Consider the following 15,158-nt stretch of genomic DNA (forward strand, 5'->3'; position numbering starts at 1 on the left):
GCCAAGGAGAGACGGCGGATGAGCGGATTTCAGAAGGAAACGGTTTTGTCGGTCAGGCACTGGACCGAGTCTCTGTTCAGCTTCACTGCGACGCGCGATCCCGGCTTCCGTTTTCAGAACGGCCAATTCGCGATGATCGGCCTCGAGGTCGAAGGCAAGCCCTTGATGCGGGCCTACAGCATGGCGAGCGCCAATCACGAGGAGGCGCTCGAATTCTTCTCGATCAAGGTGCACGACGGCCCGCTGACGTCGCGTCTCCAGAAGATCAGGGAAGGCGACATCATTCTGGTCGGTCGCAAGGCGACGGGCACGCTGATCACCGGCAACCTCATTCCGGGAAAACGCCTCTTGCTGCTTTCGACTGGCACGGGGCTCGCGCCGTTCGCAAGCCTCATCAAGGACCCCGACGTCTACGAGAACTACGAGACCATCGTGCTCGCCCATGGCTGCCGCCAGGTTTCGGAACTGGCCTATGGCGAGCACGTCGTCGAAGGCCTGCGCAATCACGAATTTTTCGGACCGCTGATCCGCGACAAGCTCGTCTATTACCCGACCGTGACCCGCGAGCCGTTCAGGAATCGCGGCCGCATCACCGATCTGATCGCATCGAACCAACTGTTCGACGACATCGGGTTACCAGGCCTCGATATCCAGACCGACCGCATCATGCTCTGCGGCAGCCCGGCGATGCTGGAGGAACTCCACGCGATGTTCTCGGCGCGCGGCTTCGTCGAGGGCAATCACAGCCAGCCCGGCCATTTCGTGATCGAAAAGGCCTTTGTCGAGCGCTGAAGCGCAAATCGCACCCCGTCGACAACTAATTGCTATCGCCGGGACGTCACCTGAACAAATCTGACGCAAAGGCGCCGACAATCGGCGAACCAGGAGCAAGCGATGGCACTAGATCAGATCGTCGACGGACTTTCGGAGGTTTCCTGCGATGTGCTGGTGATCGGCGGCGGCACGGCCGGCCCGATGGCGGCGCTGAAGGCGAAGCTGAAAAACCCGAAGGCCAATGTCGTCCTGCTCGAAAAGGCCAACGTCAAGCGCTCCGGCGCGATCTCGATGGGCATGGACGGGCTGAACAATGCCGTCATCCCCGGTTACGCGACGCCCGAGCAGTACACCAAGGAAATCACCATCGCCAATGACGGCATAGTCGACCAGAAAGCGGTCTATAAATACGCGCAGAACTGCTACAAGGTCATCGAAGAGCTCGACAGTTTCGGCATCCGCTTTCTGAAGAACGAGAACGGCGATTACGCCGTCAAGAAGGTGCACCACATCGGCACCTATGTGCTGCCGATGCCGAACGGCGAGACCGTGAAGAAGGCGCTGTACCGCCAGCTCCGCCGCGCCCGCATCCTGATCTCCAACCGCTTCATGGCGACGCGGCTCTTGAAATCCGCCGACGGCCGCATTGCCGGTGCGATCAGTGTCAACACCCGCACCGCCGAGATGCTGGTGATCAAGGCCAAGGCGGTGATCCTGTGCATGGGTGCTGCCGGTCGCCTTGGCCTGCCGACCTCCGGTTACATGTTTGGCACCTACGAGAACGCCGCCAATTCCGGCGACGGCTATGCCATGGCCTATCACGCCGGCGCCGCGCTCGCGAACCTCGAATGCTTCCAGATCAACCCGCTGATCAAGGACTACAACGGTCCGGCCTGCGCCTATGTCGCGGGCCCCTTCGGCGCTTACACCGCGAATAACGAAGGCGCGCGCTTCATCGAATGCGACTATTGGTCCGGCCAGATGATGCTGGAATTCTACAACGAGCTCTTGTCCGGCAAGGGGCCGGTGTTCCTCCAGCTCAAGCACCTCCACCCCGACACCATTTCCGAGATCGAGTCGACGCTGCACAAGGTCGAGCGCCCGACGCGCGGCCTGTTCCAGCAGGGGCGCGGGGTCGACTACCGCAGCGAGTCGATCGAGATGCACATTTCCGAGATCGGCTTCTGCTCCGGTCACAGCGCTTCGGGCGTGTTCGTCGACGACAATGCGCGCACCACCGTGCCAGGCCTCTACGCCGCCGGCGACATGGCGAGCGTTCCGCACAACTACATGCTGGGCGCCTTCACCAACGGTTCGGTCGCCGGCATCGACGCCATGGAGTTCGCCGACAGCCACGACTTCGCGGAGTTCGATGCCGCGGACGTCGCGATGGAGCGCGACCGCGTGATGGCACCGACGAAGCGCGAGGACGGCATTCCGCCGAACCAGATCGAGTACAAGACGCGCCGCCTCGTCAACGATTATCTCCAGCCGCCGAAGGTTACGCGCAAATACGAGCTCGGCATGCGCCGTCTCGCCGAGGCGAGGGAAGACATGCAGGAGCGCATGATTGCGCGCAATGCGCACGAGCTGCTCCGCGCGCTCGAGGTGCAATCGATCATGGACTGCGCCGACATGGCCGCGCACGCCTCGCTCTACCGCGAGGAGAGCCGCTGGGGCCTCTATCACTGGCGCACGGATTTTCCGGAGAAGGACAATGAGAACTGGTTCTGCCACACGCTGCTGTCCAAGCGGAACGGCAAGATGACCAGCGAGAAGCGGGCGGTGGAACCCTATGTCGTCCCGATCGCGGACGACGAGAAGGACCTTTACGACAAGCAGCGCATCCGGGCCACAGCCTGAGCCCTCGTCACAGCAAGCAACAGGAGATAACGATGCCTCTCGCTTCCTATCAGACATCGGTTCCGGTGGTCGTCGACGACGCCAAATGCATCGCCGACAAGGGCTGCACCGTGTGCGTCGACGTCTGCCCGCTCGACGTGCTGCGCATCAGCGACATGACCAACAAAGCCTACATGGCCTATGACGAGTGCTGGTACTGCATGCCCTGCGAGGCGGATTGCCCGACCGGCGCCGTCACCGTCAACATTCCGTATTTGTTGAGGTAGTCATGTCGAGCCCGTTCGAGTCCTATGACGATCTCGACGACGCTGATGAGCGGCTCCAGGTGGCCGATCCCGCCGAGCGCCGCGTCGCCATCATCGCGCTCGGCCATTCCGGCGATCCCGCCGCGGTCGCTCATCTCGCCAACATGGTGGCCGATCCCGACGCAGGCGTGCGCCAGCAGGTCGCGATGGCGCTCGGCGAGTTCGACGGGCCGGAAGCCGCGAGCGCGCTGGTGAAGCTGCTGGTCGACCCCGAGAGAATCGTCGCGGGCGCCGCGGCCGACGGCATGGCCGAATTCAAGGATCCCGCTTGCGCCGATGTCATCCTGCCGCTGGTGAGGCATCCCCACGCCTTCGTCCGCATGGGCGCACTGCGCGCGCTCAAGGAGCTGCGTCGCAAGGACACGCTGAAGCCGGCGCTGGAAGCATTACAGGATTCCGATGCCGCCGTGCGCGTGCAGGCGATCGGCGTGATCGGCTTCCTGAAGCTGGAAGAATCCATCCCCGCGCTGACGGCGCTGATCAACGATCCCGACGCCCATGTGCGCCGCGCCGCCGTGAGCGCACTTGCATTCTCGCAGATGAAGCCTGCCGCGGAGACGATCACGCGTGCGTTGAAGGACGCGGACTGGATGGTGCGGGAGATGGCTGCGGAAACGCTGGGCCTCAACGTCAACGGTTCGCTCGCCGCCGACCAGCTCGTCGCCTGCCTTGCCGACGAGTTCTGGCAGGTGCGGCTGAAGGCGATCCGCAGCCTCGGCAAGATGAAGATCGAACGCGCGGTGCGTCCGATCGGCAATTGCGTCAATCACGACCAGGCCAATCTGCGCAAGGAGGCCGCCGCAGCGCTCGGCGAGATCGCCCATCCCGACGGCGAAGCATTCTTGGCCGTGATCGCCGATGATCCCGATCCCGATGTTCGCAAGAACGCACGCTGGGCACTTCAGCAGATTGCGGCGCGGAAGGCGCGGGCGGGGGCATAGCCGCCGCTCTGGACTTCCCTCGCCAGACGTTTATTGGTCTTCGCCAAGGGACCGGCCGCCGATGACGTGGCCGGTCCGAAAAACAGCGAGGACGCGGCCATGACGACATTGACGGTTAAAGACCTTCTCCCCGAGGACGGCACGCGGGGAACGCTGGCCGGCCGCGTCTGGCTGCCGCAGGTGAATGGGCCCGCCGTCGTCGCCGTGCGGGGCGACGGCGTCTTCGACGTCACGGCGAAATTCCCCACCATCAGCGCACTCTGCGAGGAGGACGATCCGGCCAGGGCGCTTAGCTCGACCAAGGGCGAGCGCATCGGCGATCTCGAGGCCATCGTCGCCAACACGGTACCCGATGGGCGCGATCGTCAGAAGCCGTGGCTGCTTGCACCCGTCGATCTCCAGACGCTGAAGGCAGCCGGCGTCACCTTCGCGATCTCGATGCTGGAGCGCGTGATCGAGGAGCGCGCCAAGGGCAACCCTGCCTCGGCGGAAGCGATCCGCAAAGAAGTGACGCGGCTGATCGGCGACGATCTGTCGAAGCTCAAGCCCGGCTCGGACCAGGCGATGCATCTGAAGCAGGTGCTAATCGACCAGAACGCCTGGAGCCAGTATCTCGAGGTCGGCATCGGTCCCGATGCCGAGGTCTTCACCAAGGCGCCGACATTGTCGTCGGTCGGCACCGGCATGGATGCCGGCCTGCATCCGAAATCGACCTGGAACAATCCTGAGCCCGAACTCGTGCTGTTCGTCTCCAGCCGCGGCAAGATCGTCGGGGGCGCGCTTGGCAACGACGTGAACCTGCGTGATTTCGAGGGCCGCTCGGCGCTGCTGCTGTCGAAGGCCAAGGACAACAACGCGTCGTCCTCCATCGGGCCGCTGCTGCGCCTGTTCGACGATACGTTCTCGCTGGATGATGCGCGCAGGCTCGACATCAGCCTCACTGTGAAAGGCGCGGACGGTTTCGTCCTCAACGGCCATTCCTCGATCAGCAAGATCAGCCGCGATCCGACCGACCTCGTCGCGCAGACCATCGGCAAGGTGCATCAATATCCCGATGGTTTCGTGCTGTTCCTCGGCACGATGTTCGCGCCCGTCGAGGACCGCGATGCGCCGGGGCAAGGGTTCACCCATAAGCGCGACGACATCGTCACGATCGCCGCGCCCCAGCTCGGCAAGCTCGTCAACCGCATGCGCACCAGCGACGAGTGCGAGCCGTGGACCTTCGGCATCGGCGCACTGATGAAGAATCTCGCGCAGCGGAAGCTGATTTGATTTTTTCGCCTCTCCCCGCTTGCGGGGAGAGGCCGGAATTTGCGAGAGCAAATTCCGGGTGAGGGGGACTCACCACGAGTCGATTAGGTCGATATACGTACAGCTCTCGCCACATCGTCATTGCGAGCGCAGCGAAGCAATCCAGAGTCTTTCCGTGGAGGGATTCTGGATTGCTTCGCTGCGCTCGCAATGACGGGAGGAGAGGTTGTGAGTCCGTCTCTCATTGTTTTCGCGGAGACACCCCTCACCCCAACCCTCTCAGCGCGAGCGAAGCTCGTCTCGGCCCCGTAAGAACGGGGCAAGGGAGCGCACTGCCGCTGCCCACAATTTCTCCTTCATCTCCGCGTTGTATCCCCGGAACAAAATCGCGCTGTGCGTGTCATCTATGCGGCCAGCCGGTTCCGCCGCTCATTTCCACTAAATAGTCAAATAATATGACTATACGGAACCATCCTTCCGTGAAATAGTGCCTCCCGCCGCCTCGAAGGCCGGCCTGTGGGTGCCATGCTACCATCGGCGCCCCGGATAAACATCTTGGGAGACACGCCTGATGACCTTCAAAGCCCTCTTTGCGGCCAGCGCCACGGCCGCGTTGCTGCTTGCCCTGCCGGCGAATGCCGCCGAGCTCACCATCGGCTTCTCGCAGATCGGATCGGAATCCGGCTGGCGCGCGGCCGAGACCTCGGTCTCCAAGCAGGAAGCCACCAAGCGAAAGGTCAATCTCAAGATCGCCGACGCGCAGCAGAAGCAGGAGAACCAGATCAAGGCGATCCGCTCCTTCATCGCGCAGAATGTCGATGCGATCTTCCTTGCGCCAGTCGTCTCGACCGGCTGGGATTCGGTGCTGAAGGAAGCCAAGGAGGCCAAGATCCCGGTCGTGCTGCTCGACCGCGACATCGATCCCTCCGGCAAGGAGCTCTATCTCACCGCTGTCACCTCCGACAGTGTGCACGAAGGCGAGGTCGCCGGCGACTGGCTGGCCAAGACCGTCGGGGCTAAGGCCTGCAACATCGTCGAATTGCAGGGCACGGTCGGCGCCAGCGTGGCGGCCAACCGCAAGAAGGGTTTCGACACCGCCATCGCCAAGCATGCGAACCTGAAGGTGGTGCGCAGCCAGACCGGCGACTTCACTCGCGCCAAGGGCAAGGAGGTGATGGAGAGCTTCATCAAGGCCGAAGGCGGCGGCAAGTCGATCTGCGCGGTCTACGCCCACAACGACGACATGATGGTCGGCGCGATCCAGGCGATGAAGGAAGCCGGCCTCAAGCCAGGCAAGGAGATCCTCACCGTCTCCATCGATGCGGTCCCCGATATCTTCAAGGCGATGGCCGCCGGCGAAGCCAATGCGACCGTCGAGCTGACGCCGAACATGGCCGGCCCGGCGCTTGATGCGATTGCGGCATTCAAGGGCAAGGGTACGGTTCCGCCGAAGTGGATCCAGACCGAGTCCAAGCTCTATACCGCTGCCGACGATCCGCAGAAGATCTACGACAGCAAGAAGGGCCTCGGTTACTGAGGCGGGCGCTGCGCCGGACCGCCATGTTTCGGTGGTCCGGTGATACCCCCTTCGAAATCGCTGTGCGAACGAATAGGCTGGGTGACCGCATCATCAGCGGGCACTGGCGGGAGTGACGTTGTCATGGAGAACAGCCCCGATCCTGCTCCGGCCCTTCTGGAGGTGCGCGGGATCAGCAAAAGCTTCGGTGCTGTGCGTGCGTTGCAGGAGGTCGACTTCACGCTTCGCGCCGGCGAGATCCATGCGCTGCTCGGCGAGAACGGCGCCGGCAAGTCCACGCTGATCAAGGCGGTCACCGGCGTGTTCCCGCGCGATGCCGGAATCGTCAGGATCAGTGGCGAGGCAATCGCGCCGCGCTCGGCCAAGGCCGCGCTTCAGGCCGGCATTGCCACCGTCTACCAGGAAGTCAATCTGCTGCCGAACCTCTCGGTGGCACAGAACCTGTTTCTCGACCGCCAGCCGATGCGTTTCGGCATCGTCCGCGAAGGCGAGATGCGTCGCCGCGCCAAGGCCTTGCTCGCGGACTTCGGCCTCGACATCGATGTCGCCGCGCCGCTCGGCAGCTATTCTGTCGCCGTGCAACACGTCACCGCGATCGCGCGGGCCGTCGATCTCTCCGCACGGGTGCTGATCCTGGACGAGCCGACCGCGAGCCTCGACCGTCACGAAGTCGAGATCCTCTTCGGCATCATGCGCCAGCTCGCAAAGCGTGGCATCGGCATCGTCTTCGTCAGTCACTTCCTGGACCAGGTCTACGAGATCTCCGACCGCATCACGGTCTTGCGCAACGGCCGCCTGGTCGGGGAGCGCGAGACGGCTTCGCTGCCGCGGCTGGAATTGATCCGGATGATGCTTGGCCGCGAGCTGGCCGAGACCACCAGCGCGCGGGCTTCTGCCACCGAACACAAGGCGCGCGAGATCTGCGCGAGCTTCGAGGGTTACGGCAAGGCCGGTTATGTCGCGCCGTTCAATCTCGAGCTGCGCCATGGCGAGGTCGTCGGTCTGGCCGGCCTGCTCGGCTCGGGCCGGACCGAGACGGCGCGGCTGGTGTTCGGCGCCGAACGCGCCGATCGCGGGCAGGCGAGGGTGGAGGGCGCACCCGCGCGGCTCCAGTCGCCGCGCGACGGCGTCCGTCATGGTTTTGGCTATTGCCCGGAGGAACGCAAGACCGACGGCATCGTCGCCGAACTCAGCGTGCGTGAGAACATCGTGCTCGCGCTCCAGGCCAAGCGCGGGCTGCATCGGCCGCTGTCGCGCCGCGAGCAGGACGAGATCGCGCGCCGCTACGTCAAGATGCTCGACATCCGGCCGGCAGATCCCGAACGTCCGGTCGGCCTGTTGTCCGGCGGCAACCAGCAGAAAGTGCTGCTGGCGCGCTGGCTCGCGACGTCGCCGCGCCTGCTGGTGTTGGACGAGCCGACCCGCGGCATCGATGTCGGCGCGCATGCCGAGATCATCCGCCTGATCCGCGAGCTCTGCGACGACGGCCTAGCGCTGCTCGTGATCTCCTCGGAGCTGGATGAGATCGTGACCTATTCCGATCGCGTCGTCGTGTTGCGCGACCGCGCCCATGTCGAGGAACTCGCGGGCGAGGCGATCGATGTCGGCAACATCCTCGCGGCCATCGCCGCCGACGGCGCCAGCGTTGCGCATGAGGGCCGGGCATGACAGCGCTGTTGCCGCGCCGCGGCCTTGCCCAGATCCTTGCGCTGGTCGTCATCCTGGCGGTCGATCGCGTGGTGTCGCCGCAATTCTTCGACCTGCGTCTCCAGGACGGCCGGCTGTTCGGCAGCCTGATCGACGTGCTCAACCGTGGCACGCCGGTGGCGCTGCTCTCGCTCGGCATGGTGCTGGTAATTGCCACGCGCGGCATCGACCTGTCGGTCGGCGCCGTCATGGCGATCTCCGGCGCGATCGCGGCGAGCCTCGCCGACAGCCACGGTCTGCCGATCGTGCTGGGGGCTGCGCTCGGTGCCGGACTCGTCTGTGGGCTCTGGAACGGCTTCCTTGTTGCCGTGCTCGGCATGCAGCCGATTGTGGCGACGCTGATCCTGATGGTGGCCGGACGCGGCATCGCCCAGCTGATCACCGAGGGTCGTATCGTGACCTTCTCTTCGCCGGATCTGGTCTGGCTCGGCAATGGCGCTGTGCTCGGCCTGCCGGTGCCGGTCGCGATCGCCTTGGGCATGCTGATCCTCACCGGCGCTGTGGTGCGCGGCTCGGCGCTGGGGCTGCTGATCGAGGCGACCGGCGGCAATGCGCGGGCAAGCGAGCTCGCCGGCGTCGGCACGCGCGCCATGATCCTGTCGGTCTATGTCTGGTGCGGCGTCTGCGCCGCGCTCGCCGGCGTGATCGCAGCCGCCGACATCATGGGCGCGGATGCCAACAATGCCGGCCTCTGGCTCGAGCTCGACGCCATCCTTGCGGTGGTGATCGGCGGCACCTCGCTGTTCGGCGGCCGCTTCAGCCTGTTGCTCGCCGTGCTCGGCGCGCTGATCATCCAGACCATGAACACCGGGATCCTCTTGTCCGGCTATCCGCCGGAGTTCAATTTGCTGGTCAAGGCGGTGGTGGTGCTCGCCGTGCTGTTGCTGCAATCGCCGAAATTCGCCGGCATTGCCGGAATCGCCGCGCGGGCGCGGAGGTCCAAAGCATGAAAGGCCTGCCGCCCGTCCTCATCACGGCCATCGTGCTCGTCGCCGGCTTTGCGCTCTGCGCGATGCAATTCCCCAACATTGCCTCGACCCGCGTGGTCGGCAATCTCCTCACCGACAACGCTTTCCTCGGCATCGTCGCGATCGGCATGACCTTCGTCATCATCTCCGGCGGCATCGATCTCTCGGTCGGTTCGGTGATCGGTTTCACCACTGTGTTCGTGGCGCTGGCCATCGAGCGCTGGGGCGTGCCGCCGCTGGTCGCTTTCGCCGCCATCCTGGTGCTCTCGGCTGGGTTCGGGGCTACAATGGGCGCCGTGATCCATGTCTTCGACCTGCCGCCCTTCATCGTCACGCTCGCCGGCATGTTCCTGGCACGCGGTGCGAGCTTCCTGCTCTCGACGGAATCGGTGCCGATCACCGCGCCGGTCTACTCCACCGTGTCGGACTTCGCGCTGCGGATGCCCGGCGGCGGACGGCTGACGGCGATCGCGATCATCATGCTGGTGATCGTGATCGGCGGCGCCCTGCTGCTGCATCTCACCCGGTTCGGCGCCAATGTCTATGCGCTCGGCGGCAGCCGGGCGACCGCGAGCCTGATGGGCGTTGCAGTCGGCAAGATGACGGTGAAGATCTACATGCTGTCGAGCCTGCTGGCGGGCATCGCCGGCATTGTCTTCTCCTTCTACACCAGCGCGGGCTATTCGCTCTCCGCGGTCGGCGTCGAGCTCGACACCATCGCGGCCGTCGTGATCGGCGGCACGCTGCTCACCGGCGGGCAGGGATCGGTGATCGGCACCTTCCTCGGCGTGCTGATTCAGGGCCTGATCCAGACCTACATCAATTTCGATGGCACGCTGTCGAGCTGGTGGACTAAGATCGCGACCGGCGTGCTGCTGTTCGCCTTCATCGCCTTGCAGCAGGGGCTGGTCGCGCTTGCACGACGGCCGGTGAGGAAGAGTGCAGGAGCAATCTCATGACCTCGCGCATCGTCGTCATCCCGACGCGACGGGCCCACTCCAACCATGCGGAGGTGGCCCGCTCGATCGGCGTCGACATCATCGCCGGCCGCTATGCGGAGGGGACGCGGCTGCCCGGTGATGCCGAGATGATCGCGATGTTCGGCGTGTCGCGGCCGGTGCTCAGGGAGAGTGTGAAGACCCTGGTCGCCAAGGGGCTGCTCACCACCAAGGCGCGGGTCGGTACCGTCGTACGCGAGCGCGGCGCCTGGAACATGTTCGACGCCGACGTGCTGGCCTGGCATCTGGACGCCGGCATCGACAAGCGTTTCCTCAACGACCTCGCTGAGATCCGTCTGGCCGTCGAGCCGCGCGCCGCCGCGCTCGCAGCTATGCACCGGTCCGACGAGGACGTCGCTGAGCTCCGTCGCTGCATGGATCGCATGCGGCTTGAAGCGTCCGACTCCGTCGGCTTTGCCGATGCCGACCTCGCGCTCCATGTTGGGGTGGCGCGTGCCTCCGGCAATCTGTTCATGCGCTCGATCGGGCATGTCATCGAGGCTGCGCTCCGCGCCTCGTTCCTGCTGAGCGCCCCGGTCGAGTCGGAGGACCGCGACACCGTGCTGCTCTGGCATCAGAAGATCGTCGATGCCATTGCGGCGGGCGATGTCGACGCCGCGTCGGAGGCCATGGTCTACGTCATTCACAACGGCATGCGCCGCCACGAGGACGCGGTGATCGAAACCGCGCCGGCCGAGCCGCTGTCATCTGCGAAATCCGGAGAGAGATCTTGACTGAACTTCGCATCGCCATCGTCGGCTTCGGCAAGATCGCGCGCGACCAGCACCTTAGTGCGATCGCGGCGACACCGGGTGCGACGCTCGTGGCTGTCGCCAGTCGCAACGCTTCGCTGCCGGGGCTGCCGCATTTCGCCACCATCGAGGAATTGCTGGAGAAGGGGCCGCCGATCGACGCGGTGTCGCTCTGCACGCCGCCGCAGGTGCGCCGCGCCCAGGCGGCCGCTGCGCTCGCCGCCGGCAAGCATGTCATGCTGGAGAAGCCGCCCGGCACCGGCGTTGCCGAACTCGATCCGCTGATCGCGATGGCGGCGGGTGCGAAGCGGACGCTGTTTGCGACCTGGCATTCGCGCTACGCGCCCGCGGTCGAGCCGGCGCGGCAATGGCTCGCCGAACGCCGCATCACCTCCGTGCACATCAGCTGGAAGGAAGACGTCCGCGTCTGGCATCCCGGGCAAGGCTGGATCTGGGAACCGGGCGGGCTTGGCGTATTCGATCCCGGCATCAACGCGCTGTCGATCCTGACCAAAATCCTGCCGCAGCCGGTGTTCGTCACCGCGGCCGAGCTGGCCTTTCCCGCCAACTGCCAGGCGCCGATCGCCGCGAACCTGACGCTGACCGACATCGGCGGCCTGCCTGTCACCGCCGAATTCGACTTCCGTCAGACCGGGCCGCAGAGCTGGGATATCCTCGTGGAAACCGATCAGGGCCGGTTGACGCTGTCCGGCGGCGGCAGGCGCATGGCGATCGACGGCAAGACTGTTGCCGAGGCGCCTGATGAGGAATATCGGGAGTTGTACCGGCGCTTCGTCGATCTCGCTGCAACCGGCGCGAGCGACGTCGATCTGACGCCGTTGCGTCTCGTCGCCGATGCTTTCCTGCTCGGCAAGCGGACGATCGTCGAACCATTTGTGGACTGACAATGGCTGGCTCGAAAATAACAAGAGACGTTTTCGGAACGCTGCCGGATGGCCGCAACGTCGAGCGCATCGTGCTGCGCGGAGCGGGCGGCTTCGAAGCGCGGATCATCACCCATGGCGCGGTGATCCAGGCGCTGATCGCGCCGGACGCGAAGGGCGGCTACGACGATGTCGTGCTCGGCCACGATGCCTTCGCGGGCTATCTCGCTGAGCGAAAGTTCTTCGGCGCCACCGTCGGCCGTTATGCCAACCGCATCGCCAAGGGACAGTTTTCGCTCGACGGCGAGACGGTGCAGCTTCCCGTCAACAACGGTCCGAATGCGCTGCACGGCGGCCTCGATGGCTTCGATCGGAAACTCTGGGACGTTGCGGAGATCGACGAGGGCGCCGAGCCCGCCGTGATGCTCACCTATTTCAGCCCGCATGGCGAAGAATATTACCCCGGCCGGCTCGATGTGCGTCTGACCTATCGCATCACGGGACCGACTGAGCTGTCGCTCACCATGGAAGCCCGCACGGACCGGCCAACGATCGTCAACCTCACCAATCATAGCTTCTTCAATCTGGAAGGTGCGACGTCGGGTACCCCCATCCTAGATCATAGACTGACGGTCGCTGCCGAGTATTTCCTCGCGATCGATCCCACCGCCATTCCGCTGCCGGAGCCGCCGCGTCACGTTGCCGGCACACCGTTCGACTTCCGCGAAGCACGGCCCGTCGGTGCGCGCATCCGCGAGAGCGATCAGCAGTTGCAGAGCGGCAGGGGCTACGATCACACCTACTGCCTCGCGCGTGATGGCAAGCTTGCTTTCGCGGCCCGGCTGGAGGCGCCGCGCTCGGGGCGCATCATGGAGCTGTTCACCGATCAGCCCGGACTTCAGGTCTATTCCGGCAATTATCTCGATGGCACGATCTCCGGGAAGGGCGGCAAGCTCATCCGGCAGTCGGATGCGATGTGCCTGGAACCCCACATCTGGCCCGACGCGCCGAACCGGCCGGATTTCCCGAGCCCGCGGCTCTCACCCGGCGAGGTCTATCGCCATCACACGGTCTATCGCTTTTCGGTGAGGACGACATGATGGAAGAGGTGCCGACGTCTGTGCTCTCGGACCATCCCTGCCATCTCGGCGAGGGACCGACCTATGATGCGACCACCGACACCGCCTGGTGGTTCGACATCCGCGAAGGGCTGCTATTCGAGGCGCAGCTCGGCGGCGGTGAGGTCCGCATCCATGCGCTCGGCCGGATGGCGAGCGCGCTCGGACGCATCGATGCCGAGCGTCAGTTGATCGTCGCGGAAGATGGCCTTTACATCCGCAAGCCTGCCGACGGCGCGATGACGCTGTTCTGTCCGCTCGAAGCCGACAATCCCGCCACGCGTTCGAACGACGCGCGCGTGCATCAGTCCGGCACGTTCTGGATCGGCACCATGGGACGCAAGGCGGAAGCAGGGGCGGGCGCGATCTACGCGTTCCATCGCGGCAAGATCTCGCTGCTGTTCCCCCGCATCAGCATTCCCAACTCGATCTGCTTCTCGCCGGACGGTGCGATCGGCTATTTCGCCGATAGTGCGCGCGCCGTGCTCTACACGGTGCCGCTCAATCCGGCGACTGGCCTGCCGCGCGGCGAGCCGGAGGTGCTGCTGCGCCACACCGGCATCGGCGGTTTCGACGGCTCGGTGTGCGACGCCGACGGGCAGATCTGGAACGCCTGCTGGGGCGCGAGCCGCATCGATGTCTACTCTCCGCAGGGCGAGCGCCTGCGCTCATTGAGCGTTCCTGCGAAGCAGGCGAGCTGCCCAGCTTTCGTTGGCCCCGATCTGTCGCGTCTCCTCGTCACCTCCGCCTGGCAGGACATGAACGCGGCGGCGCGCGCCGCTGATCCGCAAGCAGGCCACACCTTTCTGCTGGATGCATCCGCGCGCGGTCGTGCGGAGCCCGACGTCAAGCTCGCATAGGAGATCCGAAGCAGCCCACCCACGTTCTCGACGACACGAAGAAACAGTCTGACACCCAAAGGGAGTGAAATATGCTGAAACTGAAGACGACGTTCCTCGCACTGGCGCTGGCCGGCGCTGCCACGATGGCCACAGGCGTCACCGCCTCCGCGCAGAAGGCGACAGTCGGCATCGCCATGCCGACCAAATCCTCGGCGCGCTGGATCGACGACGGCAACAACATGGTCAAGGTGCTGAAGGAGCGCGGCTACAACACCGATCTGCAATATGCCGAGGACGACATTCCGAACCAGCTCTCGCAGGTCGAGAACATGGTGACCAAGGGCGCGAAGGCGCTGGTGATCGCGGCGATCGACGGCACCACGCTGTCCGACGTGCTCAAGCAGGCCAAGGCCAAGGGCATCACCGTGATCGCCTATGACCGCCTGATCCGCGGCACGCCGAACGTCGACTACTACGCGACGTTCGACAATTTCCAGGTCGGCGTGCTCCAGGCGCAGTCGATCGAGCAGGGGCTCGGCCTCAAGGAAGGCAAGGGACCCTTCAACATCGAGCTGTTCGGCGGCTCGCCCGACGACAACAACGCCTACTTCTTCTACAACGGCGCGATGAGCGTGCTGAAGCCCTACATCGACAGCGGCAAGCTCGTCGTCGTCTCCGGCCAGATGGGCATGGACAAGGTGGCAACGCTGCGTTGGGATGGCGCCACCGCGCAGGCCCGCATGGACAACCTGCTCAGCGCCTATTACGGCAACAAGAAGATCAATGCCGTGCTGTCGCCCTATGACGGCATCTCGATCGGCATCATCTCCTCGCTGAAGGGTGTCGGCTACGGCAGCGCCGATCAGCCGATGCCGATCATCTCCGGCCAGGACGCCGAGGTCCCCTCGATCAAGGCGATGCTGCGCGGCGACCAGTATTCGACCATCTTCAAGGACACCCGCGATCTCGCCAAGGTCACGGCGGACATGGTCGACGCGGCGCTCGCCGGCAAGCAGGTCACCGTCAACGACACCAAGACCTACGAGAACGGCGTCAAAACCGTGCCGTCCTATCTGCTCAAGCCGGTGGTGGTCTACAAGGACAATTGGGAGAAGGTGCTGGTCGACAGCGGCTACTACAAGAAGTCGCAGTTCCAGTAAGGACTCTCTCTTTCCCCTCTCCCCGCGTGCGGGGAGAGGGTTAGGGGGCTCTCCACGG

Annotated in this window: 14 protein-coding genes; all 14 read left to right on the forward strand. The window is 64.8% G+C overall.

What is annotated here, in order from left to right; all coding sequences use genetic code 11:
• The first annotated feature begins 18 nt into the window (after nt 1-18).
• The 14 genes from BLV07_RS27845 (at nt 19) to chvE (ending at nt 15,100) form a co-directional block, all read left to right on the forward strand.
• On the forward strand, nt 19-792 hold the full coding sequence (locus tag BLV07_RS27845) for a ferredoxin--NADP reductase (RefSeq protein WP_091892335.1): 774 nt from the start codon (nt 19-21) through the stop codon (nt 790-792).
• A 102-nt stretch (nt 793-894) separates the two neighbouring features.
• Nucleotides 895-2,637, forward strand: a complete 1,743-nt coding sequence (locus BLV07_RS27850; protein ID WP_091892337.1) for a fumarate reductase/succinate dehydrogenase flavoprotein subunit — start codon at nt 895-897, stop codon at nt 2,635-2,637.
• 32 nt (nt 2,638-2,669) lie between these two features.
• Entirely contained in the window at nt 2,670-2,903 is a 234-nt protein-coding gene (locus BLV07_RS27855) for a 4Fe-4S dicluster domain-containing protein (protein WP_007593252.1), read from the forward strand.
• Between the two features lie 2 nt (nt 2,904-2,905).
• Complete coding sequence (locus BLV07_RS27860; RefSeq protein WP_091892339.1) at nt 2,906-3,883, forward strand: HEAT repeat domain-containing protein; 978 nt, start codon at nt 2,906-2,908, stop codon at nt 3,881-3,883.
• 99 nt (nt 3,884-3,982) lie between these two features.
• Nucleotides 3,983-5,155, forward strand: a complete 1,173-nt coding sequence (locus tag BLV07_RS27865; RefSeq protein ID WP_091892425.1) for a fumarylacetoacetate hydrolase family protein — start codon at nt 3,983-3,985, stop codon at nt 5,153-5,155.
• 550 nt (nt 5,156-5,705) lie between these two features.
• Nucleotides 5,706-6,671 carry a galactofuranose ABC transporter, galactofuranose-binding protein YtfQ gene (gene ytfQ / locus BLV07_RS27870; RefSeq protein WP_091892341.1) on the forward strand — a complete coding sequence of 322 codons (966 nt, stop codon included), beginning with the start codon at nt 5,706-5,708 and terminating at the stop codon, nt 6,669-6,671.
• 123 nt (nt 6,672-6,794) lie between these two features.
• A complete protein-coding gene (locus tag BLV07_RS27875) occupies nt 6,795-8,339 on the forward strand; it encodes a sugar ABC transporter ATP-binding protein (RefSeq protein WP_176945800.1) in 1,545 nt (514 codons plus the stop codon).
• The gene (locus BLV07_RS27880; RefSeq protein ID WP_091892345.1) at nt 8,336-9,328 is read left to right on the forward strand and encodes an ABC transporter permease; all 993 of its coding nucleotides are present in this window, start codon (nt 8,336-8,338) and stop codon (nt 9,326-9,328) included. The genes BLV07_RS27875 and BLV07_RS27880 overlap by 4 nt, the downstream gene beginning before the upstream one ends.
• Nucleotides 9,325-10,305 (forward strand): galactofuranose ABC transporter, permease protein YjfF, encoded by a 981-nt coding sequence (gene yjfF / locus BLV07_RS27885; RefSeq protein ID WP_091892347.1) that lies wholly within the window; start codon nt 9,325-9,327, stop codon nt 10,303-10,305. The genes BLV07_RS27880 and yjfF overlap by 4 nt, the downstream gene beginning before the upstream one ends.
• A complete protein-coding gene (locus tag BLV07_RS27890) occupies nt 10,302-11,078 on the forward strand; it encodes a FadR/GntR family transcriptional regulator (protein WP_091892349.1) in 777 nt (258 codons plus the stop codon). Before yjfF ends, BLV07_RS27890 begins: the two co-directional genes overlap by 4 nt.
• Nucleotides 11,075-12,001 (forward strand): Gfo/Idh/MocA family protein, encoded by a 927-nt coding sequence (locus BLV07_RS27895; RefSeq protein WP_091892350.1) that lies wholly within the window; start codon nt 11,075-11,077, stop codon nt 11,999-12,001. The genes BLV07_RS27890 and BLV07_RS27895 overlap by 4 nt, the downstream gene beginning before the upstream one ends.
• A 2-nt stretch (nt 12,002-12,003) precedes the next feature.
• On the forward strand, nt 12,004-13,080 hold the full coding sequence (locus BLV07_RS27900; RefSeq protein WP_091892352.1) for an aldose epimerase family protein: 1,077 nt from the start codon (nt 12,004-12,006) through the stop codon (nt 13,078-13,080).
• Complete coding sequence (locus BLV07_RS27905; protein WP_176945804.1) at nt 13,080-13,958, forward strand: SMP-30/gluconolactonase/LRE family protein; 879 nt, start codon at nt 13,080-13,082, stop codon at nt 13,956-13,958. The genes BLV07_RS27900 and BLV07_RS27905 overlap by 1 nt, the downstream gene beginning before the upstream one ends.
• 71 nt (nt 13,959-14,029) lie before the next feature.
• Nucleotides 14,030-15,100, forward strand: a complete 1,071-nt coding sequence (chvE, locus tag BLV07_RS27910; protein WP_091892357.1) for a multiple monosaccharide ABC transporter substrate-binding protein — start codon at nt 14,030-14,032, stop codon at nt 15,098-15,100.
• Nucleotides 15,101-15,158: the final 58 nt, after the last annotated feature.

Source organism: Bradyrhizobium sp. Rc2d, assembly GCF_900099855.1.
GTDB lineage: Bacteria > Pseudomonadota > Alphaproteobacteria > Rhizobiales > Xanthobacteraceae > Bradyrhizobium.